Annotated in this window: 22 protein-coding genes and 1 rRNA gene; 6 read left to right on the top strand and 17 right to left on the bottom strand. The window is 71.3% G+C overall.

Going from position 1 to position 23,869, the window contains the following annotated elements; translation table 11 throughout:
- The first annotated feature begins 96 nt into the window (after positions 1-96).
- Positions 97-1,341: a DUF2637 domain-containing protein gene (locus ACF07V_RS26220; protein WP_392157681.1), complete on the top strand. Its 1,245-nt coding sequence runs from the start codon at positions 97-99 to the stop codon at positions 1,339-1,341.
- A 75-nt stretch (positions 1,342-1,416) separates the two neighbouring features.
- Here ACF07V_RS26220 and lysS read toward each other — a convergent pair whose 3' ends face one another.
- The gene (gene lysS / locus ACF07V_RS26215; protein WP_392157680.1) at positions 1,417-3,138 is read right to left on the bottom strand and encodes a lysine--tRNA ligase; all 1,722 of its coding nucleotides are present in this window, start codon (positions 3,136-3,138) and stop codon (positions 1,417-1,419) included.
- Between the two features lie 196 nt (positions 3,139-3,334).
- Here lysS and argS point away from each other — a divergent pair, with 196 nt between their 5' ends.
- Positions 3,335-5,095 carry an arginine--tRNA ligase gene (argS, locus tag ACF07V_RS26210; protein ID WP_392157678.1) on the top strand — a complete coding sequence of 587 codons (1,761 nt, stop codon included), beginning with the start codon at positions 3,335-3,337 and terminating at the stop codon, positions 5,093-5,095.
- 72 nt (positions 5,096-5,167) lie between these two features.
- Here the strand turns inward: argS and ACF07V_RS26205 are convergent, their stop codons facing one another.
- Positions 5,168-5,440, bottom strand: coding sequence for a DUF1876 domain-containing protein (locus ACF07V_RS26205; RefSeq protein WP_392158144.1), 273 nt, complete (start codon positions 5,438-5,440; stop codon positions 5,168-5,170).
- Between the two features lie 115 nt (positions 5,441-5,555).
- On the opposite strand from ACF07V_RS26205, the gene ACF07V_RS26200 reads away from it, so the two are divergent.
- A complete protein-coding gene (locus ACF07V_RS26200) occupies positions 5,556-6,416 on the top strand; it encodes a DUF4253 domain-containing protein (protein WP_392157676.1) in 861 nt (286 codons plus the stop codon).
- Here the strand turns inward: ACF07V_RS26200 and hemB are convergent.
- From hemB to ACF07V_RS26170, 6 genes are all read right to left on the bottom strand, one after another.
- A complete protein-coding gene (hemB, locus tag ACF07V_RS26195; protein ID WP_392157675.1) occupies positions 6,413-7,414 on the bottom strand; it encodes a porphobilinogen synthase in 1,002 nt (333 codons plus the stop codon). The genes ACF07V_RS26200 and hemB overlap by 4 nt on opposite strands.
- A gap of 214 nt (positions 7,415-7,628) precedes the next feature.
- On the bottom strand, positions 7,629-9,299 hold the full coding sequence (locus ACF07V_RS26190) for a uroporphyrinogen-III synthase (RefSeq protein WP_392157673.1): 1,671 nt from the start codon (positions 9,297-9,299) through the stop codon (positions 7,629-7,631).
- Positions 9,296-10,282, bottom strand: a complete 987-nt coding sequence (gene hemC / locus ACF07V_RS26185; RefSeq protein ID WP_392157672.1) for a hydroxymethylbilane synthase — start codon at positions 10,280-10,282, stop codon at positions 9,296-9,298. Before hemC ends, ACF07V_RS26190 begins: the two co-directional genes overlap by 4 nt.
- The gene (locus tag ACF07V_RS26180; RefSeq protein ID WP_392157670.1) at positions 10,279-11,634 is read right to left on the bottom strand and encodes a glutamyl-tRNA reductase; all 1,356 of its coding nucleotides are present in this window, start codon (positions 11,632-11,634) and stop codon (positions 10,279-10,281) included. The genes hemC and ACF07V_RS26180 overlap by 4 nt, the downstream gene beginning before the upstream one ends.
- The gene (locus tag ACF07V_RS26175; RefSeq protein ID WP_392157668.1) at positions 11,631-12,437 is read right to left on the bottom strand and encodes a redox-sensing transcriptional repressor Rex; all 807 of its coding nucleotides are present in this window, start codon (positions 12,435-12,437) and stop codon (positions 11,631-11,633) included. The genes ACF07V_RS26180 and ACF07V_RS26175 overlap by 4 nt, the downstream gene beginning before the upstream one ends.
- A 272-nt stretch (positions 12,438-12,709) precedes the next feature.
- The gene (locus ACF07V_RS26170) at positions 12,710-13,006 is read right to left on the bottom strand and encodes a glutaredoxin family protein (RefSeq protein WP_392157666.1); all 297 of its coding nucleotides are present in this window, start codon (positions 13,004-13,006) and stop codon (positions 12,710-12,712) included.
- A gap of 94 nt (positions 13,007-13,100) precedes the next feature.
- Between ACF07V_RS26170 and ACF07V_RS26165 the strand changes: the two genes are divergently transcribed.
- From ACF07V_RS26165 to ACF07V_RS26155, 3 genes are all read left to right on the top strand, one after another.
- Positions 13,101-14,048 carry an HAD family hydrolase gene (locus tag ACF07V_RS26165; protein ID WP_392157664.1) on the top strand — a complete coding sequence of 316 codons (948 nt, stop codon included), beginning with the start codon at positions 13,101-13,103 and terminating at the stop codon, positions 14,046-14,048.
- A 438-nt stretch (positions 14,049-14,486) separates the two neighbouring features.
- The gene (locus ACF07V_RS26160; RefSeq protein WP_392157662.1) at positions 14,487-15,278 is read left to right on the top strand and encodes an ECF subfamily RNA polymerase sigma factor, BldN family; all 792 of its coding nucleotides are present in this window, start codon (positions 14,487-14,489) and stop codon (positions 15,276-15,278) included.
- A gap of 298 nt (positions 15,279-15,576) precedes the next feature.
- The gene (locus ACF07V_RS26155; RefSeq protein ID WP_392157660.1) at positions 15,577-16,812 is read left to right on the top strand and encodes a DUF5667 domain-containing protein; all 1,236 of its coding nucleotides are present in this window, start codon (positions 15,577-15,579) and stop codon (positions 16,810-16,812) included.
- Between the two features lie 56 nt (positions 16,813-16,868).
- On the opposite strand, the gene ACF07V_RS26150 is transcribed toward ACF07V_RS26155, so the two are convergent.
- The 9 genes from ACF07V_RS26150 to rrf all read right to left on the bottom strand — a co-directional run.
- Positions 16,869-17,939: a lysophospholipid acyltransferase family protein gene (locus ACF07V_RS26150; protein ID WP_392157658.1), complete on the bottom strand. Its 1,071-nt coding sequence runs from the start codon at positions 17,937-17,939 to the stop codon at positions 16,869-16,871.
- Between the two features lie 15 nt (positions 17,940-17,954).
- A complete protein-coding gene (locus ACF07V_RS26145) occupies positions 17,955-19,013 on the bottom strand; it encodes an NAD-dependent epimerase/dehydratase family protein (protein ID WP_392157656.1) in 1,059 nt (352 codons plus the stop codon).
- Between the two features lie 153 nt (positions 19,014-19,166).
- Positions 19,167-19,265: a 30S ribosomal protein bS22 gene (locus ACF07V_RS26140; protein WP_003948845.1), complete on the bottom strand. Its 99-nt coding sequence runs from the start codon at positions 19,263-19,265 to the stop codon at positions 19,167-19,169.
- A 164-nt stretch (positions 19,266-19,429) separates the two neighbouring features.
- Positions 19,430-19,639, bottom strand: coding sequence for a helix-turn-helix domain-containing protein (locus tag ACF07V_RS26135; protein WP_015034391.1), 210 nt, complete (start codon positions 19,637-19,639; stop codon positions 19,430-19,432).
- A 127-nt stretch (positions 19,640-19,766) separates the two neighbouring features.
- On the bottom strand, positions 19,767-20,582 hold the full coding sequence (locus tag ACF07V_RS26130) for a phosphatase (RefSeq protein WP_392157655.1): 816 nt from the start codon (positions 20,580-20,582) through the stop codon (positions 19,767-19,769).
- A gap of 94 nt (positions 20,583-20,676) precedes the next feature.
- Complete coding sequence (locus tag ACF07V_RS26125; RefSeq protein WP_392157653.1) at positions 20,677-21,852, bottom strand: acetoin utilization protein AcuC; 1,176 nt, start codon at positions 21,850-21,852, stop codon at positions 20,677-20,679.
- Positions 21,821-23,023, bottom strand: a complete 1,203-nt coding sequence (locus tag ACF07V_RS26120; protein ID WP_392157651.1) for an MFS transporter — start codon at positions 23,021-23,023, stop codon at positions 21,821-21,823. Before ACF07V_RS26120 ends, ACF07V_RS26125 begins: the two co-directional genes overlap by 32 nt.
- 43 nt (positions 23,024-23,066) lie before the next feature.
- Complete coding sequence (locus ACF07V_RS26115; RefSeq protein ID WP_392157649.1) at positions 23,067-23,714, bottom strand: HAD family hydrolase; 648 nt, start codon at positions 23,712-23,714, stop codon at positions 23,067-23,069.
- A 67-nt stretch (positions 23,715-23,781) separates the two neighbouring features.
- Positions 23,782-23,869 (bottom strand): 5S ribosomal RNA (rrf, locus tag ACF07V_RS26110); the annotation flags it as partial.

The following is a 23,869-nucleotide window of genomic DNA, read 5'->3' as shown; positions in this document are numbered from 1 at the left end:
TGTTCGTGCGGAGCCCGCCCCTCCCCCGAGGGCCGGGCTTCGCGCGTATGTGCCAGTCTGTGCGCGCCGGATGTCGATTGACGGGAGGGGTCGCGGGTGGCCGCGATGCAGCTGACACGCACACACCGAATACTCATCGGCCTCGTCATCGGCGGTGCGCTGATCATCGCGGGGATCGGTTTCGCAGGTTCGTACGCCGCCGTGCGCGAGCTCGCTCTGCAGAAGGGCTTCGGCACCTTCTCGTACTTCTTCCCGATCGGCATCGACGCGGGCATCTGTGTGCTGCTCGCCCTCGACCTGCTGCTGACCTGGCTGCGGATCCCGTTCCCCCTGCTGCGCCAGACGGCGTGGGTGCTGACGGCGGCGACGATCGCGTTCAACGGCGCGGCGGCCTGGCCGGACCCGCTGGGTGTGGGCATGCACGCGGTGATCCCGGTGCTGTTCGTGGTGGCCGTGGAGGCCGCGCGGCACGCCGTGGGGCGGATCGCGGACATCACCGCCGACAAGCACATGGAGGGCGTGCGGATCACCCGCTGGCTGCTGTCGCCGGTGCCCACGTTCCGGTTGTGGCGGCGGATGAAGCTGTGGGAGCTGCGTTCGTACGAGCAGGTCATCAAGCTGGAGCAGGAGCGGCTGATCTACCAGGCGCGGCTGCAGGCGCGTTTCGGGCGGGGGTGGCGGCGCAAGGCTCCGGTGGAGGCGTTGATGCCGCTGCGTCTCGCCCGGTACGGGGTGCCGCTGGCGGAGACGTCTCCGGCGGGTCTGGCGGCTGCGGGGATCGAGCCGGCGGTGCTGCCGGCGGACCTCCAGCCGCAGCCGATCGCGGCGGCGCAGCCCCAGCCGGCGGCGCTGCCGGCTCAGGCGCAGGTTCCGGTGCAGGCCCAGGCGCAGGTGCCGCATCAGATGCAGGCGGCCCCGGCGCCGGCGGGGCCGGTGAATCACGAGAGCCACTGGTTCGACGCCTCGCAGGTCTCTCCGGAGTCGTACGAGGGCAGCTACAACCCGCAGATCGTGGAGGGCCTGGAGCCCATGCCGGTCCCGGTCCCGCAGGGGCCGGAGGACGTTCCTCCGGCGGGCCCGGAGGAGTTCGTGGAGTACCCGGAGTACGTGGAGCAGCCGGAGCCGCGGAACGACGAGTTCGAGGACGTCGTCTACAAGGTCATGGGTTCGTACGTGCTGGAGCACGAGCGGTTCCCGGCCGAGGCGGAGCTGGCGCGGCTGGTGGCCGAGCAGTACGGCCTGCCGGAGTTCCCGGCGTCCGACATCGATCTGCTGCGGCAGGCGGTGCCGGGTGCGCAGGAGCGTGTCCAGCAGGCGAGGGCCGACGTGGACACCCCGTAGGGCGTGTGTGACAGGTGAGAGGGGCCGCCACCCGGATCCGGGTGGCGGCCCCTCTCACATGCTCAGTTCGACGGCTCAGGCAGCGAGCAGCTTGCGCACCCGCTCCGCCCCGACCGCGAGCAGCAGCGTGGGCAGGCGCGGGCCGGTTTCGCGGCTGACGAGGAGCTTGTAGAGCAGGGCGAAGAAGGCACGCTGGGCGAGCTTCAGCTCGGGCGTGGGCTTGGCCTCGGGGTCGAGGCCGGCCATGACCTTCGGGACGCCGTAGACGAGGGTGGTGAGCCCGTCGAGCGACCAGTGGGTGTCGAGGCCGTCCAGGAGGAGGCGGAGCGACTCGCGGCCCTCGTCGTCGAGGGTGCCGAGGAGTGCGGTGTCGGGCTCGTCGCGGACGATGGTGCGCTGGTCGGCCGGGACCTGGTTGGTGATCCAGTTCTCGGCGCGGTCGAGGCGCGGCCGGACCTCGTCGAGGGTGGTGACGGGGTTCTCGGGGTCGAGTTCGGTCAGGATCCGCAGGGTCTGCTCGTCGTGTCCGGCCGTGATGTCCATGACCGAGGCGAGCGTGCGGTACGGGAGCGGGCGCGGGGTGCGCGGCAGCTCACCGGCGGCCGTGCGGGCGGCACGGGAGTGGGCCGCCGCGTCGGCGGGCAGGACGGAGCCGTCGGCGACCTTGGCCTCCAGCTTGTCCCACTCGTCGTAGAGCCGCTGGATCTCCTGGTCGAAGGCGATCTTGAAGGACTGGTTGGGCCTGCGGCGGGCGTAGAGCCAGCGCAGGAGCTGGGGCTCCATGATCTTCAGCGCGTCGGCCGCGGTGGGCACGCCGCCCTTCGAGGAGGACATCTTGGCCATGCCGCTGATGCCGACGAAGGCGTACATGGGGCCGATGGGCTGGACGCCGTCGAAGATGCGGACGATCTGGCCGCCGACCTGGAACGAGGAGCCGGGCGAGGAGTGGTCGACGCCGGAGGGCTCGAAGATGACGCCCTCGTAGGCCCAGCGCATGGGCCAGTCGACCTTCCACACCAGCTTGCCGCGGTTGAACTCGCTGAGCTTGACGGTCTCGGCGAAGCCGCAGTTGGTGCAGGTGTAGGCGAGCTCGGTGGTCTCGTCGTCGTACGAGGTGACCGTCGTCAGGTCCTTCTCGCACCGGCCGCAGTACGGCTTGTACGGGAAGTAGCCCGAGGTGCCGCCGGAGCCGTCGTCCTCGGCGGCGGCGCCGGAGCCCTCCTCGGCCTCCAGCTCGGCCTCGTCGACGGGCTTCTGGGACTGCTTCTTCGGGGCCTTCTTCGTCCGGTACTGGTCGAGGATGGCGTCGATGTCGCCGCGGTGCTTCATCGCGTGCAGGATCTGCTCGCGGTAGGTGCCCGCCGTGTACTGCTCGGTCTGGCTGATCGGGTCGTACTCGACGCCCAGCTCGGCGAGCGACTCGACCATGGCGGCCTTGAAGTGCTCGGCCCAGTTCGGGTGGGGCGAGCCGGCGGGGGCCGGGACGGAGGTCAGCGGCTTGCCGATGTGCTCGGCCCAGGACGCGTCGATGCCCTCGATGCCGTTCGGCACCTTGCGGTAGCGGTCGTAGTCGTCCCAGGAGATGAGGTGCCGGACCTCGTACCCGCGGCGGCGGATCTCGTCGGCGACCAGGTGCGGGGTCATGACCTCGCGGAGGTTGCCGAGGTGGATCGGGCCGGACGGGGAGAGGCCGGAGGCGACGACGACCGGTTTGCCAGGCGCACGTCGCTCCGACTCGGCGATGACCTCGTCCGCGAAACGGGAGACCCAGTCGGTCTCGGTGCTGCTCTGAGCCACGGTCGGTACGTCCTTCTTCCTGAGTTTCTTCCGGGGTGGTGCCACCGCATGGGCGGTGTGGTGCCCTGCACGAGCCATTCTCCCAGACGGAAGACCGCTCTCCGAGGTTGTCCACAGGTGGGGAAATCACGTTGCGCCGCCATGGGACACTTGACAAGCGAATTAGACCCACCGATCTCGACAGGAACGGAAGCTCATGGCCTCGGTCCCTTCCCTCGCTTCGACCGTGCAGCAGCGCCTCGCGGACGGCCTCTCGGCAGCCCTGCCGGACGCCGCGTCCGCCGACCCGCTGCTCCGACGAAGCGACCGGGCCGACTTCCAGGCCAACGGCATCCTGGCGCTGGCCAAGCAGCTCAAGGGCAATCCGCGTGAGCTGGCGACGAAGGTCGTCGAGGCGATCCCGGCGAACGACGTGCTGAAGGAGATCGAGGTCTCGGGCCCCGGCTTCCTGAACATCACGGTGACGGACGCGGCGATCATCGACACCCTCGCGGCCCGTGCGGCGGACGCGCGTCTCGGCGTGCCGTTCAACGAGTCGGCGGGCACGACGGTCATCGACTACGCCCAGCCGAACGTGGCGAAGGAGATGCACGTCGGCCACCTGCGGTCGGCCGTGATCGGCGCCGCGATGGTCGAGATCCTGGAGTTCACCGGTGAGACGGTGGTCCGGCGCCACCACATCGGCGACTGGGGCACCCAGTTCGGCATGCTCATCCAGTACCTGATCGAGCACCCGCACGAGCTGGACCACTCCTCGGGGGCGGAGGTCTCCGGCGAGGAGGCCATGTCCAACCTGAACCGTCTCTACAAGGCCTCGCGGGCCCTGTTCGACTCCGACGAGGAGTTCAAGACGCGGGCGCGTGCCCGGGTCGTGGACCTCCAGGCGGGCGACGAGGAGACCCTGGCGCTCTGGCAGCGGTTCGTCGACGAGTCGAAGATCTACTTCTACTCGGTCTTCGACAAGCTGGACATGGACATCCGGGACGGCGACGTCGTCGGCGAGTCCGGTTACAACGACATGCTGGTGGAGACCTGCCGGATCCTGGAGGAGTCGGGCGTCGCCGTCCGCTCCGAGGGCGCGCTGTGCGTGTTCTTCGACGACGTGAAGGGCCCGGACGGCAACCCGGTGCCGCTGATCGTCCAGAAGTCCGACGGCGGTTTCGGCTACGCGGCGACGGACCTGTCGGCGATCCGGGACCGGGTGCAGAACCTGAAGGCGACGTCCCTGCTGTACGTGGTGGACGCCCGCCAGTCGCTGCACTTCAAGATGGTCTTCGAGACGGCCCGCCGGGCCGGCTGGCTGAACGACGAGGTGAAGGCCGTCCAGCTGGCCTTCGGCACGGTCCTGGGCAAGGACGGCAAGCCGTTCAAGACCCGTGAGGGCGAGACGGTGCGGCTGGTGGACCTGCTGGACGAGGCGATCGACCGTGCCTCGGCCGTGGTCCGCGAGAAGGCCCAGGACCTCACGGAGGCCGAGATCGCCGAGCGTGGTGCGCAGGTGGGCATCGGCGCGGTGAAGTACGCGGACCTGTCGACCTCGGCGGCCCGTGACTACAAGTTCGACCTGGACCAGATGGTCTCGCTGAACGGCGACACCTCGGTGTACCTCCAGTACGCGTACGCCCGTATCCAGTCGATCCTGCGCAAGGCGGGCGACGCGAAGCCGGCCGCGCACCGGGAGCTGGCCCTCGCGCCCTCGGAGCGGGCGCTCGGTCTGCACCTGGACGGCTTCGGCGAGCTGATCGCCGAGACGGCCGCGGAGTACGCGCCGCACAAGCTGGCGGCGTACCTGTACCAGCTGGCCTCGCAGTACACGACGTTCTACTCGGAGTGCCCGGTCCTGAAGGCGGACACCCCGGAGCAGGTCGAGAACCGTCTCTTCCTGTGCGACCTCACGGCCCGCACGCTGCACCAGGGCATGGCCCTGCTGGGCATCCGGACGCCCGAGCGCCTCTGACGCCCCTGACGTCTCCGACGCCTCGAAGGCGATGCCCCCGGTACGGGAAACAACGTGCCGGGGGCTTCGTCGTCAGCGGCCGATGGGGTGCGAGGTCCGGCCGGAAACCTCGTCGATCTCCTTGTGGGCCTTCTGCAGCAGCTGCGAGGCGAGGTCCATCAGGGCCCGCGCGCCGGCGATCTCCTCGCCCACGCGCAGCTGGTCCGGATCGGACGGGTGCCGGTTCGCGGTGCCGTGGGCCCGGAACTCGGTGCCGTCGGTGAGCCGGACCATGGCCGCGGCCCGCGTCCGGTCACCCTCTTCCTTGAACTCCATCTCCACATGCCATCCGACAAGCGTGTGCATCATGAGGACCACCTCCACCGAGGTACCTGTCGGCTACTTCTCCAGAGTGCGCCGTACGGTGCGCCCCCACCACTCGCCCCGGGCCGTTGTCAGTGGCGCCCCGTAGCTTCTGATCATGGCGATGATCCCGAACCAGCTGCCCAGGCTCGTGTCCGATCCGACCGGTCGTTCCCTCGGCCTCGACCTCCCGCCCGGCGCCCTGACGGGCCCGGCGGACGCCCCGTACCTCTGGTCGGGCGACGGCCCGGCGGGCCCGGCGGCATGGGCGGCTCTGCGGCCGGCGGCGCGGATGGCGGGGCTGCTGCCGGTGCTGCTGGGCGGGCCTTGCGACCTGGACGGGTGGCATCTGATGCCGGAGATGATGAGCGACCCGGCGGACCACGACGCCGAGGAGGTGCTCGCCGGGTTCTGGGACGGTTACGCGGCCGAGGAGATACCCGAGGAGGACCGGGACCCGCAGGTGACGGCGGCCGTGGAGGCGTTGTTCGGCGAGCAGCCGGGTTACGCGGAGGTCGTGGCCCCGTTCGCCGCGGGATGGCCGGGCCTGGCTCCGGCCCTGCCCTTGCGCACCGATCCGGACCGGGCGGCGGCCGCGATCGCGGAGGCGCTGACGGAGCCGGGCACCTGGCAGGCGGAGGCCCACCCGGCTCTGGTCCCGGCGCGGCGCAGTGCCGACATACCGGCGGTCATCGGCTGGACGGGGCCCTTGAACCACGAGAACGACGTGGCCCGCCTGTGTACGGTGCTGCGCTCCTGGGAGGACCGTTTCGGTGCCCGGGTCGTGGCGCTCACCCCCGGCGAACTGCTGGTCTCGGTCGCGGCACCGCCCCGGACTCCGGAGGAGGCCGAGGCGGTGGCGGCGGAGCACTTCGCGTTCTGCCCGGACAACATCACGCAGGGGCACTACGACACCCTGCGCGAGTACGCCCGGGAAGCGCTGCTGAACGCCCCGGTGTGGCGCTTCTGGTGGGACTAGCGCGCGGCGGACAGCTTCTGGGCGACCTCGGTCGCCCAGTACGTCAGGATCAGCTGGGCGCCGGCGCGGCGGATGCCGGTGAGGGTCTCGAAGATCGCCTTGTCGCGGTCGATCCAGCCCTTCTCGGCGGCGGCCTCGACCATCGAGTACTCACCGCTGATCTGGTACGCGGCCACGGGCACGTCCACCGAGGCCGCGACCTTGGCGACCACGTCGAGGTACGGCCCGGCGGGCTTGACCATGACCATGTCGGCGCCCTCCTCCAGGTCGAGCGCGAGCTCGCGCATCGACTCGCGGAGGTTGGCGGGGTCCTGCTGGTAGGTCTTGCGGTCGCCCTGGAGGGAGGACCCGACGGCCTCGCGGAAGGGCCCGTAGAAGGCGGAGGAGTACTTGGCCGTGTAGGCCAGGATCGACACGTCCTCCTTGCCGATGGTGTCCAGCGCGTCGCGGACGACCCCGACCTGCCCGTCCATCATCCCGGAGGGGCCCACGACGTGGACGCCGGCGTCGGCCTGGACCTGGGCCATCTCGGCGTACCGCTCCAGGGTGGCGTCGTTGTCGACGCGGCCGTCGGCGTCGAGGACGCCGCAGTGACCGTGGTCGGTGAACTCGTCCAGGCACAGGTCCGACATGATGACGAGGTCGTCGCCGACCTCGGCCTTCACGTCGCGGATGGCGACCTGGAGGATCCCGTCGGGGTCCGTGCCGGCGGTGCCGGCGGCGTCCTTCTTCGCGTCCTCGGGCACGCCGAAGAGCATGATCCCGGAGACCCCGGCCTCCAGCGCCTCCACGGCGGCCTTCCGCAGGGTGTCCCGCGTGTGCTGCACGACCCCGGGCATGGCCTGGATCGGCACGGGCTCGGTGATCCCCTCGCGCACGAACGCGGGCAGGATCAGGTCGGCGGGATGCAGCCGCGTCTCGGCCACCATCCGGCGCAGGGCGGGCGTCGTCCGCAGCCGCCGCGGGCGTGCCCCGGGAAAGGATCCGTACGAGTTCATCCTCTGAGGCTACGCCCGCACAAACAGTGCACTTACCGACACAATGTTGCCGCCCACCCCGCCCGCGCCACGCCCGCCAGGACGACGCACCCCCGTGTGGGCAATCGTCCCGCCGGGGCGGGACGGTGGGCACACGGGGCGGCGGAGCGCGGCCCACAACAGGGCGGGGCGCGGGTCCCGTGAGAGACCCGCGCCCCGCGCCAGAAAGCAACCGCTACGTCGTCCGACGCCTCCGCGCCCCCGGCCTCCGCTCCGACGGCCGCGTCACCGGATCCCCCGCCTCGAGCGCCGACTCCCGCCGCCGCAGACCGAAGTCCGCCAGCGCCTCGGCGAGCTTGTGGACGGACGGCTCCGGCGAGAGCACGTCGACCCGGAGCCCGTGCTCCTCGGCCGTCTTCGCCGTGGCGGGCCCGATGCAGGCGATGACGGTCACGTTGTGCGGCTTGCCGGCGATGCCGACGAGGTTCCGCACGGTGGAGGACGAGGTGAAGAGAACGGCGTCGAACCCGCCGCCCTTGATCGCCTCCCGCGTGTCCGCCGGCGGCGGCGAGGCCCGTACGGTCCGGTAGGCGGTGACGTCGTCGACCTCCCACCCGAGCTCGATGAGCCCCGCGACCAGCGTCTCGGTCGCGATGTCGGCGCGCGGCAGGAAGACGCGGTCGATCGGGTCGAAGACCGGGTCGTACGGCGGCCAGTCCTCAAGGAGACCCGCCGCGGACTGCTCGCCCGACGGCACGAGGTCCGGCTTCACGCCGAAGTCCACGAGCGCCGCGGCGGTCTGCTCGCCCACCGCCGCGACCTTGATCCCGGCGAAGGCGCGGGCGTCGAGCCCGTACTCCTCGAACTTCTCCCGTACGGCCTTCACCGCGTTCACCGAGGTGAAGGCGATCCACTCGTACCGTCCGGTGACGAGCCCCTTGACGGCCCGCTCCATCTGCTGCGGGGTGCGCGGCGGCTCCACGGCGATGGTCGGCACCTCGTGCGGCACGGCGCCGTACGAACGCAGCTGGTCGGAGAGCGACGCGGCCTGCTCCTTGGTGCGCGGCACGAGGACCCGCCACCCGAAGAGCGGCTTCGACTCGAACCACGACAGCTGGTCCCGCTGCGCCGGGGCGCTGCGCTCGCCGACCACGGCTATGACCGGCCGGTGGCCCTCGGGCGAGGGGAGGACCTTGCCCTGCTTGAAGACCTGGGCGATGGTGCCGAGCGTCGCGTTCCAGGTGCGCTGGCGGGTCGTCGTACCCGCGATGGTGACGGTGAGCGGGGTGTCCGGCTTACGGCCAGCCGCCACCAGCTCACTCGCCGCCGCGGCGACCGAGTCCAAGGACGTGGAGACGACGACGGTCCCGTCGGAGGCACCGACCTCCGCCCAGCACCGCTCGTCGGCGGTGCGGGCGTCGACGAAACGCACGTCGGTGCCCTGGGCGTCGCGCAGCGGCACACCGGCGTACGCGGGCACGCCGACGGCGGTGGCGACGCCGGGAACGACCTCGAAGGGGATGCCCTCGGCGGCGCAGGCGAGCATCTCGGCTCCGGCGTTCCCGTCGAGGCCGGGGTCGCCGGTCACCGCACGGACGACCCGCCTGCCGCCCCGCGCGGCCTCCATGACAAGATTGGCCGCATCCCTCAACACGGGGACTCCGGCGGTTGTTGACGCCTCGTCAACAACCGTCAGCTCAGGCGTGCTCACCCCCACGCGCGCATGGCCGCGAACGACCTCGAGCACCTCCGGCTCGGCGATCAGGACGTCCGCGCCCGCGAGGGCCTCGACGGCCCTGAGGGTCAGGAGTCCGGGGTCGCCCGGGCCTGCGCCGAGGAACGTGACGTGCCCATGGCCCGCGAAGGCCGGGGACAGGGGGCTGGTGGTCGGGCTGGTGGGGCTCAAAGTGCTCGCTCCCCCATAAGACCGGCCGCACCCTTGGCGAGCATCTCGTCCGCGAGTTCGCGTCCGAGCGCCAGGGCCTCGTCGTGCGAGGTGGGTACGGGTCCGGTGGTGGACAGCTGCACCAGCGTCGAGCCGTCGGTGGTGCCGACGACGCCGCGCAGGCGCATCTCGGTGACAACCTGCCCGTGACCGGGGTCGTCGGCCAGCAGGTCGGCCAGCGCACCCACGGGTGCGGAGCAGCCGGCCTCCAGGGCGGCGAGCAGGGATCGCTCGGCGGTCACGGCGGCCCGCGTGTGCGGGTCGTCGAGCGGCGCGAGCGCGGCGACGAGTTCGGTGTTCGACGCCAGGCATTCGACGGCCAGGGCGCCCTGGCCGGGGGCGGGCAGGACGGTGTCGACGGCCAGCGGCTCGGCGGTCAGGCCGCCGAGGAGCTCGTCGGTCCCGCCGATGCGGTTGAGTCCGGCCGCGGCCAGGACGACGGCGTCCAGCTCACCCTTGCGGACGTAGCCGACACGGGTGTCGACGTTGCCGCGGATGGGGACGCAGGTGATGTCCAGGCCGTGGTTGCGTGCGTACGCGTGGAGCTGGGCCATGCGCCGCGGGGAGCCGGTGCCGACCCGGGCGCCCCGGGGCAGCCGGTCCAGCGTCAGGCCCTCGCGGGCGATCAGTACGTCGCGCGGGTCCTCGCGCAGCGGGATCGCGGCCAGCACCAGGTCGGGGTGCTGTGCGGTCGGCAGGTCCTTCAGGGAGTGCACGGCGAAGTCCACCTCGCCGGCGAGCAGCGCGTCGCGCAGGGCGGCGACGAAGACGCCGGTGCCGCCGATCTGCGCCAGGTGCTCCCGGGAGGTGTCCCCGTACGTCGTGATCTCCACGAGCTCGACGGGCCGGCCGGTCAGCTGCCGGACGGCGTCGGCCACGTGCCCGGACTGGGCCATGGCGAGCTTGCTGCGCCTGGTCCCGAGCCTCAGTGCCCTCTCGGTCATACTCGCCCTCGGTTCTTGACGTCGGCGTCATTCAGGTCGGCCCGGCTGACAGAAGCCACCGTCTCCGGGTCGAGGTCGAAGAGTGTCCGCAGCGCGTCCGCGTACCCGGCGCCGCCGGGCTCGCTGGCCAGCTGCTTGACCCGCACGGTCGGCGCGTGCAGGAGCTTGTCGACGACGCGCCGCACGGTCTGGGTGATCTCGGCGCGCTGCTTGTCGTCGAGGCCGGGGAGGCGGCCCTCGAGGCGGGCGACCTCGCCCGCGACCACCTCGGCGGCCATCGTGCGCAGGGCGACGACGGTCGGGGTGATGTGGGCGGCGCGCTGGGCGGCGCCGAAGGCGGCGACCTCGTCGGAGACGATGCCCCGGACCTGGTCGACGTCGGCGGCCATGGGCGCGTCGGCGGAGGCCTCGGCGAGCGACTCGATGTCGACGAGCCGGACACCGGGGATGCGGTGGGCGGCGGCGTCGATGTCGCGGGGCATCGCGAGGTCGAGGAGGTGAAGCGGGGTCCCGCGGCCCCGTACGGCGTCCTCGACGGCCTCGCCGGTGAGGACGAGTCCGGTGGCGCCGGTGCAGGAGACGACGACGTCGGCACGTGTCAGTTCGTCGCCGACGGCAACCATCTCGGCCGCGCGTGCGGCGACTCCCGTACCCCCGGGCTCGTTCAGGATCTGCGCGAGCCGCTCGGCGCGGGCCAGGGTGCGGTTGGCGATGACGATCTCGGTGACGCCGGAGCGCGCGAGGGTGGCGGCGGCGAGCGAGGACATCGAGCCTGCGCCGATGACGAGCGCCTTCTTGCCCTTGGCCCAGGTGTCGACGTCCGTGCCCTGGGCGAGCTGCTCCAGGCCGAAGGTGACGAGCGACTGCCCGGCCCGGTCGATCCCGGTCTCGCTGTGGGCGCGCTTGCCGACCCTCAGGGCCTGCTGGAACAGGTCGTTGAGGAGCCGGCCGGCGGTGTGGAGGTCCTGGCCGAGGGCGAGGGCGTCCTTGATCTGGCCGAGGATCTGGCCCTCGCCGACGACCATGGAGTCGAGCCCGCAGGCCACCGAGAAGAGGTGGTGGACGGCCCGGTCCTCGTAGTGCACATAGAGATAAGGAGTGAGCTCGTCCAGGCCGACGCCGCTGTGCTGCGCGAGCAGCGTGGACAGCTCGGCGACACCGGCGTGGAACTTGTCCACGTCCGCGTAGAGCTCGATGCGGTTGCAGGTGGCCAGGACGGTGCCCTCGGCGGCCGGTTCGGCGGCGAGGGTGTCCTGGAGGAGCTTGGCCTGGGTGTCCGCCGACAGCGCGGCCCGCTCCAGGATGGAGACCGGGGCGCTGCGGTGGCTCAGTCCGACGACGAGAAGGCTCATGCCGGCATCACCGCGGGAACGTCCCCGTCGGGTCCCTTGCGGCCGGTGCCGCCCGTGGCGCCGCGGGGGGCCGGCGGCACGGCGGCCGTGGCGGCCTCGGGCTCGGCGCCCGCGTCGGGGGCCTCCTCGACGCCCGTCTCCTCGCCGGCCTTGCGCTGCTCGTGGAAGGCGAGGATCTGCAGCTCGATGGAGAGGTCGACCTTGCGCACGTCCACGCCGTCGGGCACGGAGAGCACGGTCGGGGCGAAGTTCAGGATGGAGGTGACTCCGGCGGCGACGAGCCGGTCGCAGACCTGCTGGGCGACGCCGGCCGGGGTCGCGATGACGCCGATGGAGACGCCGTCCTCGCTGATGATCTTCTCCAGGTCGTCGCTGTGCTGGACGGGGATCCCGGCGACCGGCTTGCCGGTCATGGCGGGGTCGGCGTCGATCAGCGCGGCGACGCGGAAGCCTCGGGAGGCGAAACCGCCGTAGCCGGCGAGGGCCGCGCCGAGGTTACCGATGCCGACGATGACCACGGGCCAGTCCTGGGTGAGCCCCAGCTCGCGGGAGATCTGGTAGACGAGGTACTCGACGTCGTAGCCGACACCGCGGGTGCCGTACGAGCCGAGGTAGCTGAAGTCCTTGCGCAGCTTCGCGGAGTTGACCCCCGCCGCGGCCGCGAGCTCCTCGGAGGAGACCGTGGGTACGGAGCGCTCCGAGAGCGCGGTGAGTGCGCGCAGATACAGCGGAAGCCGGGCGACGGTGGCCTCGGGAATTCCTCGGCTACGGGTCGCCGGTCGGTGAGTTCGGCCAGTTGCCACGGTGCTCCTGCGGGATGAGCGGGGCTGCAGGCGGCCATATGTCCCAAGACCGCCCCGTCGAATGCAGGCTATGTCTTTGTGAACGCGTGCACAAAGATGGTGTCCGTTTTGTCTGCCCAAAGTGACCGGGGTCACGCGGCCGGTTCGTATCGTCCCGGAACCGCGGCGTGCGTCAGAGCGTTGAGATCCCGAAGGGGGCAAAGCCGCACACTCTCCTCACGATGCCGCCCCCGAAACCCAACAAAACGTCCATGATGGTAACCGCCTTTCGGTCAGGCACCCAGTTCGCGCCGGAGCCGCCCGGCGTCCACGCGCCAGAAGGTGTGCTGCTCGCCGTCGACGAGGACCACGGGAATCTGCTCCCAGTACGCCCGGTGGAGCTCCTCGTCCGAGGTGATGTCCTTCTCCTCCCAGGATGCTCCGGTCTCCGCGCACACGGCCTCGATCACCGCGCGGGCGTCGTCGCAGAGATGGCATCCCGGCTTGCCGATCAACGTCACGGTGCGCGACGCGGGACCGCCCTTCGCGCCGGCGTCCTTCTTCTTCGTACGTCCGAACATGGCGTCCATTCTGGCGTCAGGTAACAGTGGAGTCCCCCACTGTTCACACCACGGCATCCTCACAAGTCGGGAAGTACCGAACAGACTGGCTATGCTCAACGGCATGGCCGCTCTGGGATGGCTCACCCCCCGTAGGCGCTCCGCCACCGCGCGCAGCGTCCTGGCAGGCGAGGCCGCCGCCGAGGCGGCGCGCAAGTCCTCGCTCCAGCTGGAACTGGAGCGCGAGGAGTCCGCCGCTGCCGAACCCGAGGCCGCCGAGCCCGAGTTCCCGGTCGTCGGGGACGTGCGGGCCGCCGCCTTCTTCGACCTCGACAACACCGTGATGCAGGGCGCCGCGATCTTCCACTTCGGCCGCGGCCTGTACAAGCGGAAGTTCTTCCAGCGCCGTGAACTCGCGCGCTTCGCCTGGCAGCAGGCCTGGTTCCGGCTCGCCGGCGTCGAGGACCCCGAGCACATGCAGGACGCCCGCGACAGCGCCCTGTCCATCGTCAAGGGCCACCGCGTCTCCGAACTGATGTCGATCGGTGAGGAGATCTACGACGAGTACATGGCCGACCGCATCTGGCCCGGCACCCGCGGCCTCGCCCAGGCGCACCTGGACGCGGGCCAGAAGGTGTGGCTGGTCACGGCCGCCCCGGTCGAGACGGCCACGATCATCGCCCGCCGGCTCGGCCTGACCGGCGCGCTCGGCACCGTCGCCGAGTCGATCGACGGCGTCTACACGGGCAAGCTGGTCGGCGAACCCCTGCACGGACCGGCGAAGGCCGAGGCGGTACGGGCTCTCGCCGCCGCCGAGGGCCTCGACCTGGGCCGCTGCGCCGCGTACAGCGACTCGCACAACGACATCCCGATGCTGTCGCTGGTGGGACACCCGTACGCGATCAACCCGGACACCAAGCTGCGCAAGCACGCGAAGGCCCGGGACTGGCGGCTGCGCGACTACCGGACGGGCCGCAAGGCCGCCAAGGTCGGCATCCCCGCGGCCGCGGGCCTGGGCGCGCTGGCCGGCGGCACCGCCGCCGCGGTCGCCCTGCACCGCCGCCGCCACTGACGCGCCCCGCGGAGATCACGCACCGCGGCGCGCCGCCGCCCTGCCGATACGTTTCGGCCGCGATCATCTGCGACAACCCCGGACCAGCCGCGCTCACCCGTCCGTGGTCGAACAGCACCGCACAGGTCGACTCCCGGGCATTCCGCCCTCCTTACCCCGCAGCGGCCCCGTTCACTCACCCTCCCTGCACTTGAGCACAACGCAACGCGCACGCAGTCACACTCGGAAGCAAACCGATCAACAACTAGTCATGAACTGCGACTTGATGCGACTACAAGCAGTAACAGAAACAACGTAACCGGTGATTTGAGCAACTGGGTGTAGCGCCGCCTGTACGAAGCGTTATTCTCCTCAGACGCACAAAGGACCCCTCACGTCGCCACGACGGGTGAACGGTCCCGCACTGCACGTGATGGAAGCTCTGCCTCTGGGAGTCCCGTGTACCCACACGTCGGGGTTGACACCTCGGGCCTGGCTACGCTGCGCGCAACGGTCCTCGACCACTTGCGCGGCTTCGTCCCCACCGCGTACGCCGGCCCTGTCCCCGCCTTCGCCTTCGCCGCACCGGCACCCGTCGGCCCTTGCTACGCCCTGGCCGACGGCGGCGCCGCCGTGAGCAGACGGGGCGCGCGCTCCGGCTCCGGAACCTCGACCACCGCCCGCCGCCCCACCGCCGACAGCGACAGCGCCCGCATGATGGACCTGGTCGAGCGCGCCCAGGCGGGCGAGGCCGAGGCCTTCGGCCGCCTGTACGACCAGTACAGCGACACGGTCTACCGCTACATCTACTACCGCGTCGGCGGGAAGGCGACGGCGGAGGACCTCACCAGCGAGACCTTCCTGCGCGCCCTGCGCCGGATCTCCACCTTCACCTGGCAGGGCCGCGACTTCGGCGCCTGGCTGGTCACCATCGCGCGGAACCTGGTCGCCGACCACTTCAAGTCCAGCCGCTTCCGCCTCGAAGTCACCACCGGCGAGATGCTCGACGCCAACGAGGTCGAGCGCAGCCCCGAGGACTCCGTCCTGGAGTCCCTCTCCAACGCCGCGCTCCTCGACGCCGTCCGCCGCCTCAACCCCCAGCAGCAGGAGTGTGTGACCCTGCGCTTCCTGCAGGGCCTCTCGGTCGCCGAGACCGCCCGGGTCATGGGCAAGAACGAGGGCGCGATCAAGACCCTCCAGTACCGGGCCGTCCGCACCCTGGCCCGCCTCCTTCCGGACGACGCCCGCTGACCGCTCCGCGCCCCCCACACGCGCCCCCCTGTCCCGGTCCGCGCCCCCATGCCCACATCTCCCCCCACGTCCCCACTACCCCCGCCCAACTCACAGTCGGTGACGACTCGATGACGCACTGGTCCGATCATCTTTCGCGCGTAACCCAAGTGCCGCGCCGCTCGTTGTGCGGGATGCAGGCTCCCTGTGGTCACGCCATGTCCACAGCCACTCACTCTTTCGTGTGGATGTGCTCAAGGTGTGCAACCTTCCGGACACCCCGGGGAGTCGACCGTCATGACGAGAGGAGGTGCCGCCAGTGATCGCGAACGTGCACCGGCGGGCGAACGCCTTCGCCCAGGCCCTGGAGGACCGGGCGTCCGAGGACGCGGCGGCCGAGCAGCCGGAGGCCCCGGCGGAACCGGCCGAACCCGCCGAACAGGGGCGGCTGTTGGCCTTGGCGAACGGCCTCGGCGAGCTGCCGAAGCCACAGCTCGACCCCGAGGTCAAGGTGGTGCAACGAGCCCAGCTCGTCGCCGCCATGGAAGCGATGCTCATGGAGGGGAGCGCCTCCGCGGGCCCTACGGTGCCGGAGCAGCGGACATCCACCGGCAAGGGCGCCCACCGGGCGTCCCCGCTCCGGAGACTGCGCCCCCGGTCCCGCTGGTCCAAGGGCCTCGCCGCAGGCGGCCTCACGGTCGGTGTGGCGGCGGGCGCGTTCGGCGGAGTGGCCGCTGCCAGTTCCGACGCCCTCCCGGGTGACTCGCTCTACGGGCTCAAGCGAGGCATGGAGGACATCAAGCTGGACCTGGCGGACGACGACGCGGACCGCGGCGGCATCTACCTCGACCATGCCTCCACCCGCCTCAGCGAGGCCCGTCGGCTGATGGAGCGCGGCCGGGCCGGCGAACTCGACCACGAGTCGCTCGCCGAGATCCGCCGCGTCCTGGGCGGAATGAAGCACGACGCCGCCGAGGGCCACCGGCTGCTCCGCGCGGCGTACGAGCGGGACGGCGAGATCGGCCCGATGGCCCGGCTCAACTCCTTCGCCCAGGCCCACCGGGACACCTGGAACGGCCTCCGCGACCGGCTCCCCGTCCAGCTGGCGGACGTCGGCAGCGAGGTGACCGAGGTCTTCGACGCCATAGACGAAGACGTCGAGCCGCTCCAGTCGGTGCTGCCCCGCACCCCGGAGAAGGGCGCGATCGGCTCCGAAGGCCCGCGCAGCAGGCCCGGCGCCCCGAAGGACACCCAGGGCACGGACACCCAGCGTCCGCCGTCCGGCCAGGAGACGTCCCCCTCGGGCAGCCACTCCGCCCCGAGCCACTCGTCCGGGCCCAGCACGGGAACGACCCCGAGCACGGGCACCGGCTCGTCCGAGGACGACGGGCTCCTCGGCGGCAGCGCCGGCGGACTGCTCAACCCCTCACCGACGGGCACACCGACGGCCCCCACGGACGGCGAGTCGACCCCGGACGTGCCGGACGTGACGCTTCCGCCACTCCTGCCGGGCCTGCTTCCAGGCCTCGGCATCGACAGCGAGGACGCTCGCTGACAAGAAGAAGGGGCGCCCCCACGGACGGGGGGCGCCCCTTCTTCTCTTCCGACGGCTCAGAAGAACACCGACCGCCGCTGCACCAGCAGCTTGTAGAGCGTGTGCTGGATCTGCTCCCGCACCTGGTCCGTCAGGTTGAACATCAGCATCGGGTCCTCCGCCGCCTCCGGCGCGAACGAGTCCGTCGGGATCGGCTCGCCGAACTGGATCGTCCACTTCGTCGGCAGCGGCAGCGCCCCGAGCGGCCCCAGCCACGGGAAGGTCGGGGTGAGCGGGAAGTACGGGAACCCCAGCACCCGCGCCAGGGTCTTCGCGTTCCCGAGCATCGGGTATATCTCCTCCGCGCCCACGATCGAGCACGGCACGATCGGCACCCCGGCCCGCAGCGCCGTCGAGACGAAGCCGCCCCGCCCGAACCGCTGGAGCTTGTACCGCTCCCCGAAGGGCTTCCCGATCCCCTTGAAGCCCTCCGGCATCACCCCGACGATCTCGCCGGAGCGCAGCAGCCGCTCCGCGTCCTCCGCACAGGCCAGCGTGTGCCCCGCCTTGCGGGCCAGCTCGTTCACCACGGGCAGCACGAAGACCAGGTCCGCCGCGAGCAGCCGCAGGTGCCGCCCCGCCGGATGGTGGTCGTGGACGGCGACCTGCATCATCAGCCCGTCCAGCGGCAGGGTCCCGGAGTGGTTGGCGACGATCAGCGCCCCGCCCTCGGCCGGGATGTTCTCGACGCCCTTCACCTCCACCCGGAAGTACTTCTCGTACAGCGGGCGCAGGAGCGACATCAGGACCTGGTCGGTGAGCTCCTCGTCGTAGCCGAACTCGTCGACCTCGTACTCACCGGTGACCCGCCGCCGCAGGAAGGCGAGCCCACCCGCGAGCCGCCGCTCCCAGCCGCTCCCCCCACGCGCCGCGGGCTCCGGGCCCGGCTCCGGCTCCGGGGACGCCGAAGCGGGACCCCCGGGGCCCCCGGACAGCCCCTCCGGCTCCCCCGGCTCCCCCGGCTCCTCCGGCGCCTCCTTGGGCCCCGGCAGGGCCCGTACGGCCGCCGCCTCGCCCTCGGCCCTGGCGGGCCGCCGGCGGGCCCGTGAGCGGTCGTCGTCGAACGGAATGACCTTGGCGTCCGCCATCGCAGTCGGGTCTCCTCAGGCGCCGTGGTGAAGGGTGGAAGCGTCGGTGGCGGCGAGGCGCCCGGCGAGCCGGTCCACCGCCCCGGCGAGCAGCTCGGGCGGCAGCAGCCCCGGTCCCCGCCCCCGCGCGAAGTCCGCGAGCGCCTCCGCCGTCGAATAGCGCGGCGAGAAGCCGAGGACCTCCCGCGTCTGGACGGTCGAGACGACCCGGCCGTGGGTGAGCAGCCGGATCTGCTCGGGCGCGAAGTCGGTGATGCCGACCGTACGGAGGGCGGTGCCGACCCAGGTGACCGCGGGCAGCAGCACCGGCACCGTCGGCCGCCCGAGCCGCCGCGCGCACTGGGAGAGCAGCAGCACCCCGTCGCCGGCCACGTTGAAGGTGCCGCTGTTCTGGGTCGCCCTGCGGGGCTCGTGCGCCGCCAGGCGCAGGACGTCGATCACGTCGTCCTCGTGGACGAACTGCAGCCGCGGGTCGTAGCCGAGGACGGTCGGCAACACCGGCAGCGCCAGGTACTCGGCGAGCGGGGAGTCGATCCGGGGCCCGAGGATGTTCGCGAACCGCAGCACGCACACCGCCACGTCCGGCCGCCGCCGGGCGAAGCCCCGGACGTACCCCTCGACCTCGACGGCGTCCTTCGCGAAGCCGCCGCTCGGCAGGGACTTCGCGGGCGTCGTCTCGGTGAAGACGGCCGGGTCCCGGGGCGCGGAGCCGTAGACGCTCGTACTGGACTTGATCACCAGGCGCCGGATCCGCGGCGACTTCTGGCAGGCGCCGAGCAGCTGCATGGTGCCGATGACGTTGGTCTCCTTGACCGACGTCCGGCCGCCGCCGCCCAGCGCCGTACCGGTGACGTCCAGATGGACCACCGTGTCGACGTCGTGCTCGGCGAGGACCTTGGCGATCTCGGGCCGGCGGATGTCCGCCCGTACGAAATCGGCGGCGCCGAGCTGGTGCGCGGGGTCGACCGCGTCCACGGCGATCACCCGCTCCACTTCCGGGTCCCGCTGGATCCGCCGCACGAAACGGCCGCCCAGATGCCGGGCGGCACCGGTGACGAGCACGACCTTGCCCAAAGCAGCGCCTTCCGTCCGTCACTCCCGTTGGTCGACACCGTAGCGCCTCGACATTTCCACGGGATAAAAGCACACACGACAAAGGCGTGGCCCTCCACCGCGAACGGTGAAGGGCCACGCCTGACGCACAAACGCTGCGAAGCAGCTGTCGCCTTACTTCTTGTTGCGACGCTGAACGCGCGTGCGCTTGAGCAGCTTGCGGTGCTTCTTCTTCGCCATCCGCTTGCGCCGCTTCTTGATAACAGAGCCCACGACTACCCTCGCTCACTTCTCGGAACATCCCCGCCTCGGCGGGGATCGGTGCGGGGCGTCTGGGCCCACACGACCTACGTCGGCCTAGCCTACCGTCCCGAGGACCGCGCTTGTAATCCGAGGGCCAAACAGAGCTTTCCCGACTTCTTGAGCCCGCGCGCTCGCTACGCGGTCCCCACCCCCACGAAGGACTCCCGGAGGTACTCGTGAACCGCCTGTTCCGGCACCCGGAAGGACCTGCCCACCCGGATCGCCGGCAGATGACCGCTGTGCACCAAGCGGTACACGGTCATCTTCGACACGCGCATCACCGAGGCGACTTCCGCCACGGTCAGAAACTTGACCTCGTTGAGAGGTCGTTCGCCAGCAGCCATGACCCACCTGTACCTTCCGCCGCGACGCCCACCGGCTTCCCCTCCGGTGACTCTTCGTCGCCGAGCGCTCACTCTCCAGACTAGGGGCGGGTGGTACGAGTGGGGAAGAGGAGCTGCCATCGGCCGTTTACCGTGACAGACACGCTCGATTGAGTACATAGCGCGTCAGCGGGAGGTACGAGGCGGAGCGCACGCCGTCATCAAGCGGAACGGCCACCGACACCTGCCCCTCCGCCTCACCGACGAACAGCGCCGGATCATCCGTATCGGCGAGACCGATGGCCTCGATACCCAGCTGACCTGCCCCGCAGACCCATCCGTGGTCCCCCACCACGAGCTCCGGCAGCGGCCCGCCGCACTCCGCCGCGCTCTCCAGAGCGGCCCTAACCGGCAGCGGCGAGTGGGAGTGCGCCCCCGGCGCGCGCCCGTCCCCGGACGGTCCGGGTTCCCGTACCAGGGCGACCCCGCGTACGTAGTCGAGGAGGTACGTACGTACGCCGAACCGGGTCGTTATGTCGACACATCGCCCCTGCGCCGGTGTGAGGACAAGACATCCCGCCGCCGACAAGGCGTCTGCGAGAGCGACGTAGAAACCGAGCAGACGGTGCGGATGCCCCGTCCCCAGGAGCACCGGAACCCGCCGCGCGGCCGCCGCGCCCAGGCGCGCCGCGAAGGCGTCGAGCCCCCGCACCGTACGCTCCGGATCGATCACGTCCGGCCCCGACCGGTGCGCCGGATCCCCCGACACCCCGCACTTGTCGGCCATCAGCCGCAGCAGACCGGCCTCGTCCCACCCCCAGGCGGGGTCGAGCCCGAGCAGCACCCGCGGATCACGCGCGGCGAAGAGCCGATAGCTCCGCAGGTTCTCCTCCCGCGAGGTCGCCACCGTGCCCGCCAACCCCGCGTCCAACAGATGCGCCCGCAGCGCCCCGGTACTCAACACCCGTCCGATGCTGCCGGAACACCACCGGCCGGGGATCCAAACCTCCCGGACACCCCACAGTCGGCGTAACGCCCAGGAGAACGTTCTAGACCGCCTAGGCCAGCAGCCCCCGCAGCGGGAAAGCCGCCTTCCGCGTCGCCAGCACCGCCTGGTCGAGCCGGTCCGCCGGGTCGTACCCCTCGGCCCAGTCCCGGAAGCCCACCGGCCACCGCCCGTCCGTCATCCGCGCCGGCCCCAGCTGCCGGGTCCGCGCGTACACCTCGTCCCGCCAGGACGCCGGGATCACCGACTCCGGATCCACCGGAGCGTGCGCCGCGATCCCCACCAGATGCGTCCACGACCGCGGTACGACGTCCACCACCGCGTACCCGCCACCGCCGAGCGCCAGCCAGCGCCCCTCCGCGTACTCGTGCGCCAGCTCGTGACAGGCCTCCTGCACCGCCCGCTGCGCGTCCAACGACACCGCCAGATGCGCCAGCGGATCCTCGAAGTGCGTGTCCGCCCCGTGCTGCGTCACGAGCACCTGCGGCCGGAAGTCCGCGATCAGCTCCGGCACGACCGCGTGGAAGGCCCGCAGCCACCCCGCGTCCCCCGTCCCCGCCGGCAGCGCCACGTTCACGGCCCCGCCCTCACCGGCCCCCGCCGCGCCCGTCTCCTCCGGCCACCCCGTCTGCGGGAACAGCGTCCGCGGATGCTCGTGCAGCGACACCGTCAGAACCCGCGGGTCCTCCCAGAACGCCGCCTGCACCCCGTCCCCGTGGTGCACGTCCACGTCCACGTACGCGACCCGCTCCGCACCCAGTTCGAGCAGCCGGGCGATCGCCAGCGAGGCGTCGTTGTAGATGCAGAACCCGGACGCGCTCCCCGGCATGGCGTGGTGCAGCCCGCCCGCGAAGTTCACCGCGTGCGCGGCCTCCCCGCGCCAGATCGCCTCCGCCGCCCCCACCGACTGCCCGGCGATCAGCGCCGACACCTCGTGCATCCCGGCGAATGCCGGATCGTCGACCGTGCCCAGCCCGTACGCCTGGTCGGCGTGGCGCGGATCCGCCGAGGCCGCCCGCACCGCCGCCACATAGTCCTCGCGGTGCACGAGCCGCAGCGTCGACTCGCCGGCCGGCTTCGCCGCCACCACGTCCACCGCCCGGTCGAGCCCGTAGGCCCGCACCAGCGACATCGTCAGCGCGAGCCGTACCGGATCCATCGGATGCTCGGACCCGAAGTCGTACTGCGTGACAGCTTCATCCCACATCAACAGTGCGCGGCCGCTCATGCCCGCCACGGTATCGGGCCTCGCGCGAACCGAACGACGTGGCGTACACCACCGTCAGCAGGACCAGCACCATCGGCACCAGCATGGCCCCCCGATAGCTCCACGCGTCCCCGAGCGCCCCCACCAGCGGAGCCCCGACGAGAAAACCCACGTAGTTGAAGACGTTGAGCCGAGCGACCGCCGCGTCACTGGCCCCCGGGAACAGCCTCCCCGCCGCCGCGAAGGTCTGCGGCACGATCACGCTCAGCCCGAACCCGAGCACCGTGAACCCGGCGATCCCCAGCCAGGCGCCCTGAGCCACCGCGACCACCGCGAACCCGAGCCCCGCGAGCACCGCGCCCGCCCGGACGACCACGACGGCCCCGAAACGCCGGACCGCGAAGTCCCCGACGGCCCGCCCGAGCAGCGTCGTCACCATGTACGCGTTGTACGGCACGGTCGCCAGCTCCTCCGAGCTGTGCAGCACGTCCTGGAGGTACTTGGCACTCCAGTTGGAGACCGTCGAGTCCCCGATGTACGCGAAGCTCATCACGAGGCAGAGCGGCAGCAGCACCTTGAAGACGACACCGCTCGCCTTCCCCTCCCCCGCCTCGACCTCGCCGGCCTCCGCGCCACCGGCCACGTACCACCGGCTGCCGACCAACGCGACGGGCAGCAGCACGGCCACCACCGGCAGGTACGACACGAACAGCGACAGATGCCAGTGCGCCCCCACCCAGGCCAGCGAGGCCCCCGCGATCCCGCCGAGGCTGTACGAGGCGTGGAAACCGAGCATGATGCTCCGCCCGTACGCCCGCTGGAGACTGACCCCGAGCATGTTCATGGACGCGTCCAGGGCACCCACGGCAAGACCGAACAGCCCCAGGGCGACCGCGGCGTGCCAGAGCTCGGACCCGAGGCCCACGGAGAGGAGGGCCAGCAGCACGAAGGGCTGCGCCCACCGCAGGACCACCGCGGGACCGAGCCTGGCGACGACCTTCTCGGTCACCACACTCGCCACACCCGCGAGGATCGGCACTGCCGCCAGGAAGGCCGGCAGCAGCCCGTCCGAGATCCCGTACTGGTCCTGGATCGCCGGTATTCGAGTCACGAGCAGGGCGAAGGTGACCCCCTGCACGAAGAAACTGACCGCCAGGGATCCCCGCCCACGCCTCAACCGCGCATCCGTCATGGCGGCACAGCGTACGGCCGGAACCTACCGCTGGGTAGATGGATCAGGACCCCAAAATCGCGAGAAGCTCGTCCATCTCCCGGAAGAACCCCTTGGCCCCGCTGAGCTTGGCCTCCGGCGTCATCGCGGTGAACCCGTACACGTCCATCCCGGCGGCCAGGGCGGCCTGCACACCGGGCCCGCTGTCCTCGACGACCACGCACCGCTCGGGGGCGACCCCCATCCGCGCGGCGGCGTGCAGGAACAGGTCGGGCCACGGCTTGCCCCGGCCGACGTCCTCGGCACTGAAGACGGTCCCGTCCCCGAAGTGGACGTCAAGCCCGGTCTTCCGGTGCCCGACCCGGATCCGCTCATGGCTCCCCGAGGAGGCCACACAGTACGGAACCCCGGCCGCGGCAAGCCCCTTCAGTACCTCCCCGGCCCCGGCCACAGCCTCCAACTCCGCCTGGAAGGCGGCGAACACGCGCGCGTGGAAGACGTCGTCGAAGTCCTCGGGCAGGCTCTGCCCACTCCGCTCCTCGACCAGCTCGTGGATCCGGTGCATGGCGGACCCCATGTAGTCCCGCACCGACTCCTCGTACGTGGTGGGATGCCCGAGCTCGGTGAGGTAGCCGGCCAACAGGGTGTTGGAGATCGGCTCGCTGTCCACGAGCACACCGTCGTTGTCGAAGATGACCAGGTCGTATCGCATGACCACAGCGTAGAACGCAAAAATGCCTCAACCCCCGGACATGGTCCGGGGGTTGAGGCTAATGATTGTTCGGCGGCGTCCTACTCTCCCACAGGGTCCCCCCTGCAGTACCATCGGCGCTGAAAGGCTTAGCTTCCGGGTTCGGAATGTAACCG

Origin of the sequence: Streptomyces sp. NPDC015661 (assembly GCF_043077765.1) — a bacterium.
Lineage (GTDB): Bacteria > Actinomycetota > Actinomycetes > Streptomycetales > Streptomycetaceae > Streptomyces.
Note: the sequence above shows the minus strand (reverse complement) of the source record. Positions and strands in the feature narration are given on the sequence as shown.